This window comes from Streptomyces sp. NPDC002868 (assembly GCF_055563295.1).
Genome location: NZ_JBVHDR010000001.1, coordinates 619,379 through 637,816 on the forward strand (window position 1 = coordinate 619,379; position 18,438 = coordinate 637,816).

The following is an 18,438-nucleotide window of genomic DNA, read 5'->3' on the forward strand; positions in this document are numbered from 1 at the left end:
CTCAGAGCAGGGTGAGCTGGGTCGGTTCAGGCCCCACCGGATCCGGCTCCGGCGGCATCGGGATACGCCGCGGCACGCCCCGGTCCGCCGGGCCTATCCCGAACTCCGCGGCCAGTTCGTGGACATGGCGGGTGATCCGGCGCTGGTACCACTTCGGCGCGTACGCCCCCTCCGCGTACAGCCGCTCGTACCGCCGCACCAGATGCGGATGGTGCTGCGCCACCCATGCCGTGAACCACTCACGCGCGCCGGGCCGCAGATGCAGCACCAGCGGGGTCACCGACGTCGCCCCGGACGCGGCGATCGCGCGTACGGTCGCGCGCAGCTGGTCAGGATGGTCGCCGAGGAAGGGGATGACCGGCGCCATCAGCACCCCGCAGCCGATGCCGTGATCGGTGAGCGTGCGTACGACATCGAGACGGCGCTCGGGCGACGGCGTGCCCGGCTCGACCGTGCGCCACAACTCGGGGTCCGTGAAGCCGACCGAGACCGAGATCCCGACCTCCGTCACCTGTGCCGCCTGCCGCAGCAGATCCAGATCGCGCAGGATCAACGTGCCCTTGGTGAGGATCGAGAACGGATTCGCGTGGTCGCGCAGGGCCGTGATGATGCCCGGCATCAGTCGGTAGCGTCCCTCCGCGCGCTGATAGCAGTCGACGTTCGTCCCCATCGCGATATGCGCGCCCTGCCACTGCCGTGAGGCCAGCTGCCGGCGTAGCAGCTCCGGCGCGTTGATCTTCACGACGATCTGGGAGTCGAAGCCGAGCCCGGTGTCGAGGTCCAGATAGCTGTGTGTCTTGCGGGCGAAGCAGTACACACACGCGTGCGTACAGCCCCGGTAGGGGTTGACGGTCCACTCGAACGGCATCCGTGAGGCGCCCGGCACCCGGTTCAGGATCGAGCGGGCGCGGACCTCGTGGAAGGTGATGCCGCGGAATTCGGGCGTGTCGAAGGTCCGGGTCGTCACCGCTGACGTACCGAAAAGCGCGGTGTCCCCGGCCGTGGTGGGGTTCTCGACCAGATTGTCCCAGCGCATGGCGCCTCCTGGGTAGCAGTGACCCCAGAATAGAACACCTGTTCCCTTGATCGCTGCAACCCCAATTTCTGTCGGCCGCACCCGAGGTGGTTGGCTAGCCGCACCCCCCGAAGAACCGAGTGCTGGAGGAACAGGAATGGCGCAGGTCGAGGCCACCACGGAACGGATCATCTCGGCGGACGCGGAGAAGGTGTTCGACGCGCTGGCCGACTACGAGAACACCCGCGCGAAGCTCCTGTCCGAGCACTTCAGTGAGTACGAGGTCCGGGAGGGCGGCGACGGCGAGGGCACGCTCGTCCACTGGAAGCTCCAGGCCACCAGCAAGCGCGTCCGCGACTGCCTGCTCGAAGTGGCCGAGCCGACCGAAGGCCAGCTGGTCGAGAAGGACCGCAACTCCTCGATGGTCACCACCTGGACCGTCACCCCGGCCGGCGAGGGGAAGTCCAAAGCCGTCGTCACCACCGTCTGGAACGGCGCCGGCGGCATCGGCGGATTCTTCGAGAAGACCTTCGCCCCCAAGGGACTTGGGCGGATCTACGACGAGGTGCTCGCCAAGCTCGCCGCCGAGGTCGAGAAGTAGCCCGTCGGGATTATTCTCCCGCTCACCGTTTCGAGTGGTTTTCCGTACGGGGCTTGTTGTACGCCGTAGGGGCTCCGACCGGCGCATAAGCCGCTCACTCATGTCTCCCGCGGCAGCTCGTCGCGCTTGCCCGCAGTTGTCGCGTAATGCGAGAAATGGGCCCGCGCAGGCGCGACGAGGGGAGCAGGGACGTGGGCGGGATCACTCTGGTGAAGGACGAGCGGGCGGCTCCGGCCGCGGCCGCACCGCCTCCGCATACCGATCCGGCAGAGGCCACCGCACTCAGCCCGCGCCGCGTACGCCTCGTCTTCTTCGGCCTGATGCTCGCGCTGCTGCTCGCCGCGCTCGAGCAGATGATCGTCGCCACCGCCCTGCCGAAGATCGTCGGCGAGCTCCAGGGCCTGGACCGGATGCCCTGGGCGATCACCGCCTATCTCCTCACCGCCACCATCGGCCTGCCGATCTACGGCAAACTCGGCGACCTCTTCGGCCGCAAGGGCGTCTTCCAGTTCGCGATCGTCGTCTTCGTCATCGGCTCCGCTCTTGCGGGCTGGTCACGCAGCATGGACGAACTCATCGCGTTCCGCGCCATCCAGGGCATCGGCGCCGGCGGTCTGCTGATCGGCGTGCAGGCGATCATCGCGGACATCGTCCCGGCCCGGGAGCGCGGCCGGTTCATGGGACTCATCGGTGCGGCCTTCGGATTCGCGTCCGTCGCGGGCCCGCTGCTCGGCGGCTTCTTCACCGACCATGTCTCCTGGCGCTGGTGCTTCTACTTCAACGTCCCCTTCGGCGTGGTGACCCTGCTCGTCGTCACCGTGGTGCTCAAGCTCCCCAAGCCCGCCGCGCGCGCCCGGCTCGACGTTCTCGGCGCGCTGTTCCTCGCCGCCGCCTCCACCTGTCTGGTGCTGCTGACCAGTTGGGGCGGCACGGAGTACGCCTGGGGCTCGCGTGTCATCCTGGGACTGGCGGCCGGCGCGGCAGGAACCATCCTGCTCTTCACGGTCGTTGAGCACTACGCGCCCGAACCGATCATCCCGCTGCGGCTGTTCCGCGACTCGATCTTCAACATCACCAGCCTCGTCGGCGCGGTCGTCGGCGTCGCGCTCTTCGGCACGGCCGGCTATCTGCCGACCTTCCTGCAGATGGTCGACGGCGTCAGCGCCACCGAGTCCGGGCTGCTGATGCTCCCGATGATGGGCGGCATCGTCGTCGCCTCGATCGTCTCCGGCCGGCTCATCAGCCGTACCGGCCGCTACAAGATCTATCCCGTACTCGGCAGCGCGATTTCGATGGCCGGTATGTGGCTGCTGTCGCGGCTCGAGGCCGACACGCCCCGGCTCGAATACAGCATCTGGCAGGCCGTGCTCGGCGTCGGCATCGGACTGGTGCTGCCGGTCCTCATCCTCGCCGTGCAGAACGCCGTGCCGCAGGCCGACCTCGGCGCCGCCACCAGCGCCAGTAATTACTTCCGGCAGATCGGCGGCAGCGTCGGCGCCGCCGTCTTCGGCACGCTCTTCGCCGACCGCCTCACCGACGCGCTCGCCGACCGCCTCCCGGCCGGCGTCGGCCTGCCCGACCCGCAATCCATCACTCCGCAACTGGTTCACGCCATGCCGCCCGCCCTGCGCGACGGCTACATCCAGGCGTACGCAGACGCGATGCCGCGGATCTTCCTCCATCTGGTGCCGGTGCTCGCGCTCGGCCTCTTCATCGCCTTCTTCCTCAAGGAGAAACCGCTGGTGTCCTACAACGCATCCGCCGCCGAGACCGCATCCGTACCGCAGGCCCGCAGCGCACCGGCGTACACCTCGGGCGTCCCGGTCTGCGGCATCGTCCAGCACCACGACGGCAGCACAGTCCCGCGCGCCGCCCTCACCCTCATCGACGTACAGGGACACCAGATCGGACGCGGCGCGAGCGGCGAGGACGGACGGTATGCGCTGAGCGTGCCCGGAGCCGGCTCGTACGTCATGATCGCGGCGGCCGGCGGGCACCAGCCACAGGCAGTCACCGTCACCGTCGGAGAGCGGCCGGTCGAGCTCGATGTGGTCCTCGGCGGCGCGGGCCGGCTCGCCGGGACCGTGGTGACGGCGGACGGCGCGCCCGTGCGGGACGCGGCGGTGACTCTCACCGACGTACGCGGCGATGTCGTCGCCACCGCCCGCAGCGGCCGTGAAGGCGGCTATGTGATCACGGAGTTGGTGGCGGGGGAGTACACCCTCGCCGCGAGCGCCCCCGCCTTCAGGCCCGCCGCGCTCCCCGTGAGCGTGCAGGCGGCCCGCGAGACCCGGCAGGACGTCGAGCTGGCGGGCGGAGCCGTGCTGCGGGGCACGGTGCGGGCCGGCGACGGCCGCCCGGTCGAGGAGGCGCGCGTCACGCTGCTCGACGCGGCCGGCAATGTGATGGACACCCTCACCACGGGCCCCGACGGCACCTTCCGGTTCGTCGACCTGTCATCGGGGGAGTACACGGTGATCGCGGCCGGCTACCCGCCGGTGGCGACAGTCCTGCAGGTCGCCGGGGGCGGGCGCACCGAACGCGACCTCCAGCTGGGGCACGAGGACTGATTACTGGTCAGTTGGCGCGGGCGCACGACCTGTTCCGCCTATTCCGCCGTTGCCCCGCGCACGGCGTGCACAGCGCCGTACCGTGGTGACAAGGCCGCAGATCCTGGCGGCGGGGAAGGAGCCTGACACCCATGGACAGTGGTGTTCCGCCGACACCGCCACAGCAGTACGCAGTGGCCGGCCGAATTCCGCTTGCCGTGGTCGTCGTGGACGGCGACGGCCTGGTGTCGCACTGGTCGACGGGCGCGCGGCGGCTCTTCGGCCCCACCCGGGAGGAGGCGGTGGGAGAGCCCGTCATCGAGTTACTCCCCATCTCCGGCGCGCTGGCGAGGGACGGCGAGTACGAGGGGTACGACGCCTACGGCGGTCTGGGCCCCGGACTCGACGCCTCGCTGAACGGCCTCACCGCCTACCCGGCGGCCGGCCGGGCCCGCCTCTCCGAGCCGGGGCGCGACCAGGTCGACGTGCTGTGGTGGGCGTACCCCATGGTCGGGCCCGGCCCCGAGCGCCTGCTGGTACTGGCCGCGGACGCCGTGCAGTTCAGGGGCGAGGACGAGAGCATCGAGCGCATCGCGCCCGGATTCGCCCTGCACACTGAATTCACGGAGTTTCCCGGCTTCGACGAGCTGGCGCGCAAGCTCCCCGAGATCCTGCCGAACATGAGCGTCCAGGAGTCGACGCGGATCGTCTCCCAGGTCCTCGATCTGGGCTATCCGGTGCTGGAGTTCAGCCATCACGACCGGGTGCCTGTGACCCCCGACTGGGGCGTGCCACGGCGCGCGGAGCGCAAGGCGCGACAGCGCGCCGCCGAAGCGGCCGCAGCGGCTGGGCGGCCGGTGAACACGGCCGACCTCGAACAGGATCTCGAGTATGCCGCGGTGCGCGAGCGGCTCGAATTCCTCAACGAGGTCAGCGGGCGCATTGGTACGTCGCTCGACCTGGCCCGGACCATCCGCGAGGTCACCAGCGCCGCCGTGCCCCGCTTCGCGGACTTCGCCGGGACGCATCTGCGTGCGGCGGTGCTGGCGGGCGAGGGGTTCCCGGACGGTCCGCCGGGCGTGAGGACCATCTGGCACCGCGTGTGGGTCGAGCACAACGACGAACCGAACCGCTGGGACGACACCGTTCCGGTCGGCGAAGCCATCGCCTTCCCCGAGCACACGCCGTTCTTCCAGTGCATGGTCACCGGAGAGCCGGTGCTCATCCCGCTCATCAGCGAGGAGATGGGCAACCGCATCTCGGGGCAGTTCGAGAAGCGGGATCTGCGGCCCCTCATCAACCACCGCTCGATGCTGATCGTGCCGCTCAAGGCGCGCAATGTCGTCCTCGGCTTCATGGTGCTGATGCGGCGGCCGGGCCGGGAGGCGTTCAACGACATGGACCGGACGACCGGCGCCGAACTCGCCGCCCGCGCCGGTCTCGTACTCGACAACGCCCGCATGTACACGTACCAGGAGAATGTCGCCGAGACGCTGCAGGACAGCATGCTGCCGCAGGTCGCCCCGCGCAGGGCGGGCTGCGACGCCGCCACCCGCTATCTGCCGGGCACCCGGCTCGGCCGGGTCGGTGGCGACTGGTTCGACACCATCAAACTGTCCGGCTCGCGCACCGCGCTCGTCGTCGGCGACGTCATGGGTCACGGCCTCAACTCGGCCGCGATGATGGGACAGTTGCGCACCGCCGTACAGACCATGGCCGCCATGGAGCTGCCGCCCGCGCAACTGCTCCGCAACCTCGACGACCTGGCACGTCGACTCGGCGAGCAGTATCTGGCGACCTGTCTGTACGCCGTCTACGACCCGATCCGTTCCGAGCTTCAGATCGCCAACGCGGGCCATATCCCGCCCGTGCTGGTCCGGGCCGAGGACGGCCGCAGCGAGTTGCTCGAGCTGCCCACCGGCGCGCCCATCGGCGTCGGCGGGGTCGCCTTCGAGACGGTCCGAGTCCAGGTGGCGCCCGGCGACCGCCTCGTGATGTGCACCGACGGACTGGTCGAGGTGCGCGGCGAGGACATCGGAGTCGGCCTCGCCACGCTGTGCGAGTCCGCCGCTCACCCCGCCGCCTCCATGGACGACGCCTGCGACACCATCATCCGGGCGCTGAACACCCGGGGCGGGCGCAACGACGACGTGGCCCTGCTGATGTCGCGGCTCAACGGCATCGCCGCCGAGGACGTCGCCGAGTGGTGGCTGTCGCCCGAGCCGCACGAGGTGGGGCGGGCCCGGCGGCTGATCCGCGAACAGCTCGCCGACTGGGGTCTGGCGGAACTGTCCTGGAACGTCGAGCTCATGGTGAGCGAGCTGGTGACGAACGCGGTGCGGCATGCGCACGAGGGCCATGTGGAGCTGCGTCTGGTGCGTTCCGACACCCTGCTGTGCGAGGTCTCCGACGACGATCACGCCTTGCCGACACTGCTCAGCGCGAGCCCTGGGGACGAGTTCGGGCGCGGGCTACGGGTGGTGAGCAGCCTGGCGACGGAATGGGGAAGCAGCCGCACGGCGGCCGGCAAGGCCGTGTGGTTCGAGCAGGCGCTCCCGCGTGCGCCGCGGGGCGGACGCCGAGGGTGAAAGGGAACGCGCGAGGTCCCTTGTACGGTCAACTTCCGGACGGTAGAACGATCTTAACGTGATGTACCGGCGTACATCGGTACGCCGCCGTCGTATCCGTACGTCGTCGTCATCCGTGCCGGACCCGGGGAGCGCACGCATGAATGTGCCAGAGGACTACAGGAACGCGTGGGAAAGCTACTGGCGCGAGACGACCGACGCGCCGGGCGAGGCCATCTGGGACTCCGCCCCGTCGCTGACCGCCGAGCCGCACACCGAACTGCTGCTGCCCTACGCCTACACCGCGCTGCCCATAGTGGATCTGGGCTGTGGGAACGGGACGCAGACCCGCTATCTGGCCGGCCGGTTCGCGAAGGCGGTCGGCGTGGACCTCTCGCATGCGGCGATCGAGCACGCACGCCGCGCCGACGCCGCGGGGGTCGCCGAGTTCGAGCAGCTCGATCTGGTGGATGGGGCGGCGGTCAGGGAACTGCACCGGCGCCTCGGGGACTGCCACATCTACATGCGTGCGGTGATCCACCAGAGCAGACCGGAGAACCGGGCGGCGGTCGCCGATGCGGTCGCCGAACTCGTGGGCACGCGCGGGCGCGCCTTCGTCGTCGAGCTGGTCTCGGCGTCCAGGGACGTACTGCGCCAGGCGGCCGAGGGACCCGACGGGCCACCCCCCAAACTGCGTAGGGTCTTCGCACACGGGCTGAAACCCGCGGACGCCTCGGACGAGGAGGTACCCGCCCTGCTGGCGGAGGCGGGCCTGGACATCTTCACGAGCGGCGACACGGCACTCGCGCAAACGGAGTATCTGGCGAACGGCACCCGGATCGAGCTGCCGGCGCGGTGGTTCGTGGTCGGGCGGTCCTGAGCGGTGTTCCGGGCGCTCCCGCCACTTATCCACAGGCCTGGTGGGGGTGGGAGGCGCCGCGTAACGTTCCGGGCATGAAGATCCTCATCAGCGCCGACATGGAAGGCGCCACCGGTGTGACCTGGCCGGCCGACGTGCTGCCCGGCACTCCCCAGTGGGAGCGCTGCCGGACCATGTTCACCTCCGATGTGAACGCAGCCGCTCTCGGCTTCTTCGACGGCGGCGCCGATGAGGTGCTCATCAATGAAGCGCACTGGACCATGCGCAATTTGCTGCTGGAGCGGCTCGACGAGCGGGTGGAGATGCTCACCGGCAAGCACAAGTCGCTGTCGATGGTGGAGGGCGTGCAGCACGGTGACGTGGACGGCATCGCGTTCGTCGGCTACCACACGGGTGCCGGCACGGAGGGGGTACTCGCCCACACCTACCTCGCCAACTCGATCACGGGGGTCTGGCTCGCCGGCGCGCGGGCGAGCGAGGGCCTGCTCAACGCCCATGTGGTCGCGGAGTACGGCGTGCCGGTGGTGCTGGTGACCGGTGACGATCTCACCTGCGTGGACGCCGACGGCTATGCGCCGCAGGCCCGCAAGGTCGCGGTGAAGGACTACGTCTCGCGGTACGCGGCGGTGTGCCGCACTCCCGGCCGTACCGCGTCCGACATCCGCGGCGCCGCGAAGGAAGCGGCGGCTCTCGCCATGCGGCACGAGCCGGTGCGGGGCGGCCCGTTCACCGTGGAGCTGGAGTTCGACGCGGAACATCTCGCGGCGGCCGCCACCGTAGTGCCGGGAGTGGCGGGCAGCGGTGAGCGGCGCGTCGCGTACACCAGCGAGACTATGTACGAGGGCATTCGCACCTTCAAAGCGGTCACGACGATCGTCTCGGCGGCAGTGGAGGAGCAGTATGGCTGACGTGACAACGCACATCGACGGCCAGGCACTCGACGAGGTGGTGACCTTCACCTCCGAGCTGATCCGCATCGACACCACCAACCGCGGCGGTGGCGACTGCAAGGAGCGGCCCGCCGCCGAGTATGCCGCCGAGCGGCTGGCCGGCGCCCGCATCGAGCCCACCCTGCTGGAGCGCACCCCGGGGCGTACCAATGTCGTCGCGCGGATCGAGGGCACCGACCCGTCCGCCGATGCCCTGCTCGTCCACGGGCATCTGGACGTGGTGCCCGCCGAGCCCGCCGACTGGTCCGTGCACCCCTTCTCCGGTGAGGTCCGGGACGGGGTGGTGTGGGGCCGCGGCGCGGTCGACATGAAGAACATGGACGCGATGGTCCTCGCCGTCGTCCGGGCCTGGGCGCGCGCCGGCATCAGGCCCCGGCGCGACATCGTGATCGCGTACACCGCCGACGAGGAGGCCAGCGCCATCGACGGCTCGGGCTTCCTCGCCGACCACCACCCCGGTCTCTTCGAGGGGTGTACGGAAGGGATCAGCGAGTCCGGGGCCTTCACCTTCCACGCCGGACCCGGGATGGCGCTCTACCCGATCGCGGCCGGGGAGCGTGGCACAGCCTGGCTCAAGCTCACCGCGCACGGCAGGGCCGGACACGGCTCCAAGGTCAACCGGGCCAACGCCGTGAGCCGGCTCGCCGCTGTCGTCGCCCGGATCGGCGAGCACCAGTGGCCGGTGCGGCTCACGCCGACGGTGCGGGCCGCTCTGGCCGAACTGGCCGTGCTGCACGGCATCGAGACCGATGTGGACGCTGACGACTTCGACGTGGACGCTCTGATGGCGAAGCTCGGGCCGGCCGCCGCACTGGTCGAGCCGACTGTGCGCAACAGCGCCAACCCGACCATGCTGGAGGCCGGTTACAAGATCAACGTGATTCCGGGGCATGCCACCGCGTACGTCGACGGGCGGATGGTGCCCGGCGGCGAGGCCGAGTTCCGCGAAACGCTGGACCGGCTGACGGGACCGGACGTCGAGTGGGAGTTCCACCACGGCGAGGTGGCCCTGCAGGCTCCCGTCGACTCCCCGACATTCGCCAAGCTGCGCGCGGCTGTCGAGCGTTTCGACCCGGACGGGCACGTCGTGCCGTTCTGCATGCCGGGCGGCACCGACGCGAAGCAGTTCTCCCGGCTCGGCATCACGGGCTACGGCTTCTCGCCGCTGAAGCTCCCGGTCGGCTTCGACTACGCGGCACTGTTCCACGGGGTTGACGAGCGCGTTCCGGTCGAGGCGCTGCACTTCGGCGTGAAGGTTCTCGACCACTATCTGCGGTCCGCATAGGGGGAGTCGGTAATGGTACCCACGGGAGCCTACGGAACCTGGCCGTCACCCATCGACGCGGCGCTTGCCGCCTCGCACGAAGGGCGCCCGGAGTTCCTCGGCATGGTCGCCGACGAGGTGTGGTGGACCGCGCCACGCCCCACCGAGGGCGGCAGACGAGCCCTGATTCGCCGGCGGGCCGACGGCGGCGAGGAGTCGGTGCTCCCCGCCCCGTGGAATGTTCGCAGCAGAGTCATCGAGTACGGCGGGCACCCCTGGGCCGGGGCCGGCCGCGCCGACGGCGGCCCGCTCGTCGTCTTCGTCCACTTCCCCGACCAGCGGCTGTATGCCTATGAGCCCGACGTGCCCGACGCCGTGCCGCGTCCGCTCACCCCGGTGTCGGCCTTGGGCGACGGGCTGCGCTGGGTCGACCCGCAGCTGCGGCTGGAGCGCGGCGAAGTCTGGTGCGTACTGGAGGAGTTCACCGGCGAAGCACCCACGGATGTACGCCGGGTGATCGCAGCCGTGCCGTTGGACGGCTCGGCTGCCGAGGACCGGGGAGCGGTGCGGGAGCTCTCCGACGACCGGCACCGCTTCGTCACCGGGCCGCGGCTTTCGCCGGACGGGAGGCACGCCGCCTGGATCGCCTGGGACCATCCGCAGATGCCCTGGGACGGCACGGTCGTGATGCTCGGCGAGGTGACGGCGGGCGCACCGTTCAGCGGCGTGCGGCCGGTCGTCGGGGACACGGACGAGTCGGTGGCCCAGGTCGACTGGGCCCCGGACGGCTCGCTGCTCTTCGTCTCCGACCTCGGCAACTGGTGGGAGCTGCAGCGGATCCGGCCGGAGGCGCTGGTCCCCGGCGTCGCGCCCGGCGTCGTGCCGAGCACCGGCCTCTGCCCGGGCCGCGGCGAGGAGTTCGGCGGGCCGCTGTGGAAGATCGGCCTCAAGTGGTTCCACCCGCTGGACAACGGGCTGATCGCCGTCATCCACGGCAAGGGCGCCACTGCCCTCGGGATACTCGACCCGGAGACCGGCGAGCTCGTCGACGCCGCGGGGCCATGGACCGAATGGGCGTCCACCCTCGCCGTGCACGGCGACCGGGTCATCGGGGTCGCCGCCAGCCCCCGCAGCGCGTACGAGGTCGTCGAGCTCGACACCGCCACCGGGCGGACCCGGGTCATCGGCTCGGCACACGACGACCCGGTGGACCCGGTGTACTACCCGGAGCCCCAGATCCGCACCTTCACCGGCCCCGACAACCGGGAGATCCACGCCCATATCTATCCACCCCACAGCCCCGACCGGATCGCGCCCGACGAGGAGCTGCCGCCCTTCGTGGTGTGGGCGCACGGTGGCCCCACCAGCCATGCCCCGCTCGTCCTCGATCTGGAGATCGCCTACTTCACCTCGCGTGGCATCGGCGTCGCCGAGGTCAACTACGGCGGTTCCACCGGGTACGGCAGGGAGTACCGCGACAGGCTGCGTGAGCAGTGGGGCGTCGTCGACGTCGAGGACTGCGCGGCCGTGGCCGAGGCGCTGGCCGCCGAGGGCACGGCCGACCCGGCGCGGCTCGCCGTCCGCGGCGGCAGTGCGGGCGGCTGGACCACCGCCGCCTCCCTCACCACCACCGATGTCTACGCCTGCGGCACCATCATCTATCCCGTCCTCGACCTGGTGAGCTGGGCCACCGACGAGACCCATGACTTCGAGTCGCAGTATCTTCAGTCGCTGATAGGTCCGCTCGCCGAAGTCCCGGGCCGCTACCGCGAGCGCTCGCCGCTGCAGCACAGCGACCGGATCAGCACACCGTTCCTGCTGCTCCAGGGCCTGGACGATGTGATCTGCCCGCCCGTGCAGTGCGAGCGGTTCCTGGCGCGGATGGCGGGGCGCGGCATCCCGCACGCGTACATCGCCTTCGAGGGCGAGGGCCACGGGTTCCGCAGAGCCGAGACCGTGATCCGCGCGCTGGAGTCCGAACTGTCCCTGTACGCCCAGACGTTCGGCATCCGCCGCCCCGACGTCCCGCTGCTGGAGCTCAAGAAGTGACCCACACGCCCCTGACGCCCTTGACCCGCCCGGCGCGACTGCGGCCCGGGGCCAAGGTCGCCGTCGTGGCGCCCAGCGGCCCCGTACCCGGCGAACGGCTCGACGCGGGCCTGGAGATCCTGCGCGGCTGGGACCTGGACCCGGTCGTACTGCCCCATGTCCGCGACCAGCACCCCGGGTTCTGGTATCTCGCGGGGGCCGACCGGGACCGCGCCCGCGATCTGACGGAGGCCTGGTGCGACCCGTCGGTCTCCGCCGTCATCTGCGCCCGCGGCGGCTACGGCGCCCAGCGCATGGTCGACCTACTCGACTGGACCGCGATACGCGCGGCCGGCCCCAAGGTCTTCGTCGGCTACAGCGATGTCACCGCCCTCCACGAAGCCTTCGCCGTCCGGACGGGTCTGGCCACCCTGCACGGCCCCATGGTCGGCGCCGCCACCTTCCTCAAGGACGCCCCCACCCAGGAGTCGCTGCGGGCCACCCTCTTCGAGCCCGAGTCGGTACGCACCCTCGGCCTGGACACCGCCCGCACGATGGTGCCGGGACGCGCCCGGGGCATCACTCTCGGCGGCTGCGTCAGCCTGCTCGCCGCGGATCTGGGCACCCCGCACGCCAGGCAGTCCGCCCGCGGCGGCCTGCTCCTGATCGAGGATGTGGGCGAGGAGGATTACCGCCTCGACCGCATCCTCACCCAACTCCTGCGCTCCGGCTGGCTGGACGGGGTGGCGGGGGTCGCGCTCGGGTCCTGGGCCGAGTGCGGCCCGTACGAACAGGTGCGCGCGGTGCTGCTCGACCGGCTCGGCGGGCTGGGCGTCCCGGTGATCGAGGAGCTGGGGTTCGGGCACAGTGAGACGGCGCTGACGATGCCGCTGGGGGTTGCGGCGGTGCTGGACGCGGAGGCGAGGACGCTGACGCTGGACGAGCCCGCGCTGCTCTGAAGCCGGTTGCGGGCCGGAGGCGGGTCGGCCGCGGGCCTGGCCGGCACCTCGCGGGCAGCCCGTACCTGTTGCCGCGTGCCCGGGGGACGGCGAGTCCTTGAACTACCAGTGGTACGCGGGGCGTTGGGCCGAGACGGGTGGTGCTGGGCGGCGCGGGAGCCGGCAAATCCGTGCTGGCGCTGCGCTTCGCCCGCGAGCTGCTGGACCCGGACGACTCCGCGCGCCAGTCCCGGTCGTCCTGCCGCTCGCCTCCTGGGACCCCTTCGTTGAAGGACCTGGCATCGCCGCCCGGACCGCTTCCGCCCGGACCGCTTCCGCCGACACCGGGTCCTAGACCGTGCCCGGGTCCTGGACCGTGCCCGGGTCCTGGACCGTGCCCTGCTCCTGGACCGTGCCCTGCTCCAGCAGTGCCGCGTACCCCGGCAGGATCACCTCGTCGATCAGTCGGCGGCGCTCCGGCAGCGGCAGGAATGCCGACTCGACCGCGGCGACCGTGAACTCCTCGAAGACCTCGGGGCCATATCCGAAGGCGTCCGCCATGTGCTGGAACTCCTCACTCATGGTGGTGCCGGAGACCAGGCGGTTGTCCGTGTTCAGCGTGATACGGAAACCGAGGCGGCGCAGCAGATCGATGGGGTGCGTGGTGTAGTCCTTCGCCGCGCCCGTCTGGAGGTTGGACGTCGGGCAGACCTCCAGGGTGATGCGGTTGTCGCGAATGTACGCGGCCAGATGACCCAGGTCCGCCGTGCCGTCGTCGTGCACCGTGATGTCATCCGTGATGCGGACGCCGTGCCCGATCCGCTCGGCGCCGCAGATCTGCACCGCCTCGTGGATCGACTCGGCGCCGACGGCCTCGCCCGCGTGGATCGTGAAGTGGCAGTTGTGCCGCTTCAGATGCTGGAAGGCCGGCAGATGGCGGGCCGGCGGGTTGCCGATCTCGCCGCCCGCGATGTCGAAGCCGGCGACGCCGCGCTCGCGGTGGGCTACCGTCAACTCTGCTATTTTCAGGGAGCGTTCGGTGTGGCGCATGCCGGTGAGCAGGGCGCGGACCGTGATCCGGCCGCCGGCGCGGCGCTCGCCCTCGCGGAAGCCCGCGTTGACCGCGTCGACGACCTCGTCGAGGGTCAGGCCGCGCTCCAGATGCTGCTCGGGGGCGTACCGCACCTCCGCGTAGACGACGCCGTCCGCCGCCAGGTCCTCGGCGCACTCCGCCGCGATGCGCTCCAGCGCCTCGCGGGTCTGCATCACCGCGCAGGTGTGGGCGAAGGTCTCCAGGTAGCGCTCCAGCGAGCCGGAGTCCGCGGCGTCGCGGAACCAGATGGCGAGCGCGGCCGGGTCCTCGGTGGGCAGCTCGCGGTAGCCGCACTCCCGGGCCAGTTCGATGATCGTGGCGGGGCGCAGGCCGCCGTCGAGGTGGTCGTGGAGGACCGCCTTGGGTGCGCGGAGGATGTCAGACAAGTGCATGCGCCGGAAGTGTACGGCACGTCTGAGGGATGCGCCGTGACGGCGGTCTCCGCTCCGGCGCAGCGCTCAGTTCGACTGCAGTACGGGCATGCCGGGCGCACCCGTCGGCAGCATGTGCTTGGCCGCCAGGATCGGGGTGTCCCCGACCCGTACCACCTGCGTGACCAGCACCGCGGGGGTGTCGGGCGCCCGGCCCAGCTGTTCGCCGCGCCGCTGTCCGAGCAGGGTCGCGGTCACCCCGCTGTGACCGGTGAGCGCCACCCCGCGGGAGGCCGCGACCAGCACGGCGAGCATCGAGGTGGCCGGCTCGGGCGTGGTCCGCAGTGACTCGGCGAAAGCCGGATGTGCCCGGTCCAGTACCTCCTCGGCGGCCGCCCACTCCTGGCTGAGCGCCGCCGCCGTGCCGTCCCCGGCCAGCAGCGATTCCCAGAACCGCAGCTCGGACCTGGCCGGCGCGAGCAGGTGCTGGGTGGTGAAGTCGGTGGGCTCCTCCACGGCGCGCAGCAGCGGCCGCACCAGGAGCGGCGAGCCGGTGGACAGCAGTTTCTCCAGCGGCTGGATGTGCTCGTAACCACGCCGCGGCGGGCGGTCGTTGACGGTCCGGCCGACCCCCCGGCGTACCGAGAGCAGCCCGTCCTCCTGGAGCAGCAGCAGCGCCTCGCGCAGGGCGGGCCTGCTGACCCCGAGCTCGGCCGCGAGCCGCGGCTCCGACGGCAGTGTGGAGCCTGGCGGATAGGTGCCCTCGTGGATGGCGTCCGCGATCCGCTCGTACAGAACGACGACCGGTCTCCGCTGCTGCCCGCTGACTGCCACTGGCCCTCCTCGGCTCACTTGTCAGCAAGCTATGCGAGCCCGCGCGACAGGGCAACGTTGCTTGGACCCGGGATGACCTGCGATTTGTTGTTTATCCGCAATTCACGGCGTGAAGGACTTGGTACTCTACGCGGGTAGAGCGCAGTCGGGATGAGCAGACTTGTCTGACAAGGTGGACCAGGTGTGCGGCCCTCACACCGCTTGCGATCGGCTGAGCACCACACGCCTCACCCGTGCGGCCCGCCGGCCGCCTTTGCCGAACGCTGACCCACGGAGCCCCTGGCCAGGCCGGAGCCCACCGTGTTCCATGGTCAACGGGGGGGGCGCCGGCCAAAGGAGCTGCCGACGGCCCGCGCGAGGAGCGAGGTTGCCTTGGCCACAACCGTGCGGCGTACCGTACTGACCTTGCCGGCAGCCCCGGTGGGGCCGCCGAACCCGCTGCCCGCCCTGCGGCCGCTGGACGAGATGCACTCGATCGACGAGCGCGCCAAGCAGGAACTGCCGCGCGAGATGGCACGGCAGATCGGATACGAGCCGCTGCGCACGCTGCTGCCGGTGCGGGTGCTCGACGGCTACGGCCGCGAGCGCACCGGGACCGGTCTCGACGCGATCGTGATCGAGAACGAAAGGCTGCGGGTCACCGTGCTGCCGGGCCTCGGCGGCCGCATCCACTCGCTGCACCACAAGCCCACCGGGCGTGAACTCCTCTACCGCAACCCGGTGTTCCAGCCCGCCGACTTCGCGCTCAACGGTGCCTGGTACTCCGGCGGCATCGAGTGGAACATCGGCGCGACCGGCCACACCACCCTGTCCTGCGCCCCGCTGCACGCCGCCCTCGTGCCCGCGCCCGACGGCGGCGAGATGGTCAGGCTCTGGGAGTGGGAGCGGCTGCGCGATCTGCCCTTCCAGGTGGACCTGTGGCTGCCCGCCGACTCCGACTTCCTCCATGTCGGTGTACGGATACGCAATCCGCACGAGCGGCCCGCGCCGGTCTACTGGTGGTCCAACATCGCCGTCGAAGAGCATGAGACGACCCGCGTGCTTGCACCGGCCGAGGAAGCCTGGCTCCCCCACAGCCCTGCGGGCGTGGGAGGTACCCCCATCGGCTACGAGCGGAGCCTGCGCCGGGTGCCCGTGCCGGAGTTCCGCGGCGCGGACCGTACGTACCCGCTGCGCAGCGAGTTTCCCGCCGACTACTTCTACGAGGTGCCGGCCGGGGCACGTAAGTGGATCGCCTCGCTCGATGCGGACGGGCGGGGCCTCGTACAGACCTCGACCGATGCGCTGCGCGGCCGCAAGCTCTTCCTCTGGGGTTCGGGGCGCGGCGGGCGGCGCTGGCAGGAGTGGCTGACCGAGCCGGGCACGGGCGGCTACGCCGAGATCCAGGCGGGGCTCGCGCGCACACAGCTGGAGCACATACGGCTGGACGGGGGCGGGGAGTTCAGCTGGCTGGAGTCGTACGGACCGCTCGCCGCCGACCCCACGGCGGTGCACGGCGACGACTGGGGCGCGGCGCGCGCCGAGGCCGAGGCGCGGCTGGCGGACGCCCTGCCGCGGGCGGCGGTGGACGCCGCGTACGAGGCATGGCGGACCTGCGCCGACGCCGAACCGGGCGAGTTGCTCGCCACCGGATCCGGGTGGGGCGCGCTGGAGGTGTTGCGCGGCGGACACAAGCTGCCCGGCACGCCCTTCGACGAGGCAACGCTCGGCGAAGAGCAGGAGCCCTGGCGGGAGTTACTGAAGACCGGTGTCTTCCCCGCACCCCGCAAGGTCACCCCGCCCGGCCCCTCGCTCGTCGCGCCGCACTGGCGCGACATGCTGGAGACCGCTCCCGCCGAACCGCTCACCGAGTACCACCTCGGCGTCGCCCAGTGGCACGCGGGCGACCTCGCCCAGGCGGTACGCAGCTGGGAGCGCGGCCTCGGGCTCGCCCCATCCCGCTGGCCGTTGCTGCGCTGCCTCGCCGTCGCGGACCAGGAGGGCGGCAATGCCGAGCGCGCCGCCGACCGCTACGCGGAGGCCTTCGACGACCTGTGCCAGGAGCGCCGCGACGACGGCGAGACCTGGACATCGGCCACGGCCGCCCTCGGCCGCGAGGCGATCGACGCCCTGCTCGCCGTGCACCGCACCGCGGACGCCCGCGCGGTCTGGGACCGGCTCCGCCCGGCGGTCCGGCAGCGCGGCCGCTTCCGCCTGATCGACGCCCGACTGCTCATCGCCGAGGGCCGCTCGGAGCAGGCCCGCGCCGTCTTCGACGCGGGCTTCGAGGTGGCGGACCTGCGCGAGGGCGCGGAAATCCTCGGCGAGGTGTGGTCGCAGTTCACCGACGAGCCGCTGCCCGACGCGTACGACTACCGGATGCGGCCTCGGACGCCGTAGCCGTAGCCGGAGTGGGCGGGGCGGGGCGGGGCGGTGCCTCGCCCCGCCCTCTCCCGTGCGAGGTCACGAAGAGGCAGTGGGGGCGCGCAGAGGGTAGTGGGTCGCGATCAGGCTCACTCGACTTCATCCACAGCCCTTGACAGTTTTCCCTTGCACGGAAGACGATCCCCGAGTGAACCTGTCAGACAGCCAGACAGCTGGCGATGTTCCTCGGCGGATCAGCGCGATGGAAGCGGTGCTGAGCCATCTCCGCGGCGCCATCGAGCGGGGCGACTACGCGGTGGGGGAGAAGCTGCCCTCCGAGGCGGAGCTCTGCCGCCGCCTGGAAGTGAGCAGACCTGTGCTCCGTGAGGCTCTGCGCGCCTTGCAGACGATGGGGCTCACGGCTTCCCGTACCGGCAAGGGCACCTTCGTCCTCTCCAACGGCCCGGTGGAGGACCCGACCTTCGGCGACTACTCGGCGAGCGACCTCCTCGAGGTCCGTCGGCACGTGGAGATCCCGGTGGCCGGGTACGCGGCCGCGCGTCGTACCCCCGAAGACCTCGACCACCTCTCTCACCTGCTGGAACGGATGGAGCAGGAGACCGACACCACCGCGTGGGTGGCGATGGACACCCTCTTCCACCTCGCCGTCGCCCAGGCGGCCCAGAACCCGGTCTTCCGCAGAGTCATCGAGGAGATCCGCGACGCGCTGGCCCGCCAGTCCGCGTTCCTCAACGAGCTCGGCGGACGGCGCGAGCAGTCGAACCAGGAGCACCGGGCGATCGTCGAGGCGCTTGTCGACCGTTCCGAGCAAGACGCAGTGGAAGCCATGACGCACCATCTGGCCCGCGTCGAGTCGACCCTGACCAGCATCGTGCGGCCGCCACACCGCACCGACCCCTTCACGGAAGGCGAAGATCAGGCGTGAGCGAGCAATCCCTCCGAAAGACGGAACAGCAACGGCAGCAGGAGTTACAGCAGGAAGGG

At 71.0% G+C, this 18,438-nt stretch carries 13 protein-coding genes; 10 read left to right on the forward strand and 3 right to left on the reverse strand.

Going from position 1 to position 18,438, the window contains the following annotated elements; genetic code table 11:
* Window position 1: 1 nt before the first annotated feature.
* Window positions 2-1,036 (reverse strand): Rv2578c family radical SAM protein, encoded by a 1,035-nt coding sequence (locus ACZ3H8_RS02955; RefSeq protein WP_467396638.1) that lies wholly within the window; start codon window positions 1,034-1,036, stop codon window positions 2-4.
* 136 nt (window positions 1,037-1,172) lie between these two features.
* Here ACZ3H8_RS02955 and ACZ3H8_RS02960 point away from each other — a divergent pair, with 136 nt between their 5' ends.
* The 8 genes from ACZ3H8_RS02960 to ACZ3H8_RS02995 all read left to right on the forward strand — a co-directional run bounded on the left by ACZ3H8_RS02960 (window position 1,173) and on the right by ACZ3H8_RS02995 (window position 12,813).
* Window positions 1,173-1,616 carry an SRPBCC family protein gene (locus tag ACZ3H8_RS02960; protein WP_467396640.1) on the forward strand — a complete coding sequence of 148 codons (444 nt, stop codon included), beginning with the start codon at window positions 1,173-1,175 and terminating at the stop codon, window positions 1,614-1,616.
* 191 nt (window positions 1,617-1,807) lie between these two features.
* Complete coding sequence (locus ACZ3H8_RS02965) at window positions 1,808-4,186, forward strand: MFS transporter (protein ID WP_467396642.1); 2,379 nt, start codon at window positions 1,808-1,810, stop codon at window positions 4,184-4,186.
* 131 nt (window positions 4,187-4,317) lie between these two features.
* A complete protein-coding gene (locus ACZ3H8_RS02970; RefSeq protein ID WP_467396644.1) occupies window positions 4,318-6,753 on the forward strand; it encodes an ATP-binding SpoIIE family protein phosphatase in 2,436 nt (811 codons plus the stop codon).
* Window positions 6,754-6,892: 139 nt separating this feature from the next.
* Window positions 6,893-7,612 carry a class I SAM-dependent methyltransferase gene (locus ACZ3H8_RS02975; protein ID WP_467396646.1) on the forward strand — a complete coding sequence of 240 codons (720 nt, stop codon included), beginning with the start codon at window positions 6,893-6,895 and terminating at the stop codon, window positions 7,610-7,612.
* A gap of 74 nt (window positions 7,613-7,686) precedes the next feature.
* Window positions 7,687-8,520 (forward strand): M55 family metallopeptidase, encoded by an 834-nt coding sequence (locus ACZ3H8_RS02980; RefSeq protein WP_467396648.1) that lies wholly within the window; start codon window positions 7,687-7,689, stop codon window positions 8,518-8,520.
* Entirely contained in the window at window positions 8,513-9,847 is a 1,335-nt protein-coding gene (locus ACZ3H8_RS02985; protein WP_467396650.1) for a M20/M25/M40 family metallo-hydrolase, read from the forward strand. The genes ACZ3H8_RS02980 and ACZ3H8_RS02985 overlap by 8 nt, the downstream gene beginning before the upstream one ends.
* Before the next feature lie 12 nt (window positions 9,848-9,859).
* Window positions 9,860-11,875 (forward strand): S9 family peptidase, encoded by a 2,016-nt coding sequence (locus tag ACZ3H8_RS02990; protein ID WP_467396652.1) that lies wholly within the window; start codon window positions 9,860-9,862, stop codon window positions 11,873-11,875.
* Window positions 11,872-12,813: a S66 peptidase family protein gene (locus ACZ3H8_RS02995; protein WP_467396654.1), complete on the forward strand. Its 942-nt coding sequence runs from the start codon at window positions 11,872-11,874 to the stop codon at window positions 12,811-12,813. The genes ACZ3H8_RS02990 and ACZ3H8_RS02995 overlap by 4 nt, the downstream gene beginning before the upstream one ends.
* A 330-nt stretch (window positions 12,814-13,143) precedes the next feature.
* Here ACZ3H8_RS02995 and ACZ3H8_RS03000 read toward each other — a convergent pair whose 3' ends face one another.
* A complete protein-coding gene (locus ACZ3H8_RS03000) occupies window positions 13,144-14,277 on the reverse strand; it encodes an adenosine deaminase (protein WP_467396656.1) in 1,134 nt (377 codons plus the stop codon).
* Window positions 14,278-14,343: 66 nt separating this feature from the next.
* Window positions 14,344-15,090, reverse strand: coding sequence for a GntR family transcriptional regulator (locus ACZ3H8_RS03005; protein ID WP_467396658.1), 747 nt, complete (start codon window positions 15,088-15,090; stop codon window positions 14,344-14,346).
* 372 nt (window positions 15,091-15,462) lie between these two features.
* Here ACZ3H8_RS03005 and ACZ3H8_RS03010 point away from each other — a divergent pair, with 372 nt between their 5' ends.
* The gene (locus tag ACZ3H8_RS03010) at window positions 15,463-17,469 is read left to right on the forward strand and encodes a DUF5107 domain-containing protein (RefSeq protein WP_467396660.1); all 2,007 of its coding nucleotides are present in this window, start codon (window positions 15,463-15,465) and stop codon (window positions 17,467-17,469) included.
* Window positions 17,470-17,641: 172 nt separating this feature from the next.
* Window positions 17,642-18,379: a FadR/GntR family transcriptional regulator gene (locus ACZ3H8_RS03015; RefSeq protein ID WP_467396662.1), complete on the forward strand. Its 738-nt coding sequence runs from the start codon at window positions 17,642-17,644 to the stop codon at window positions 18,377-18,379.
* Window positions 18,380-18,438 lie beyond the last annotated feature (59 nt).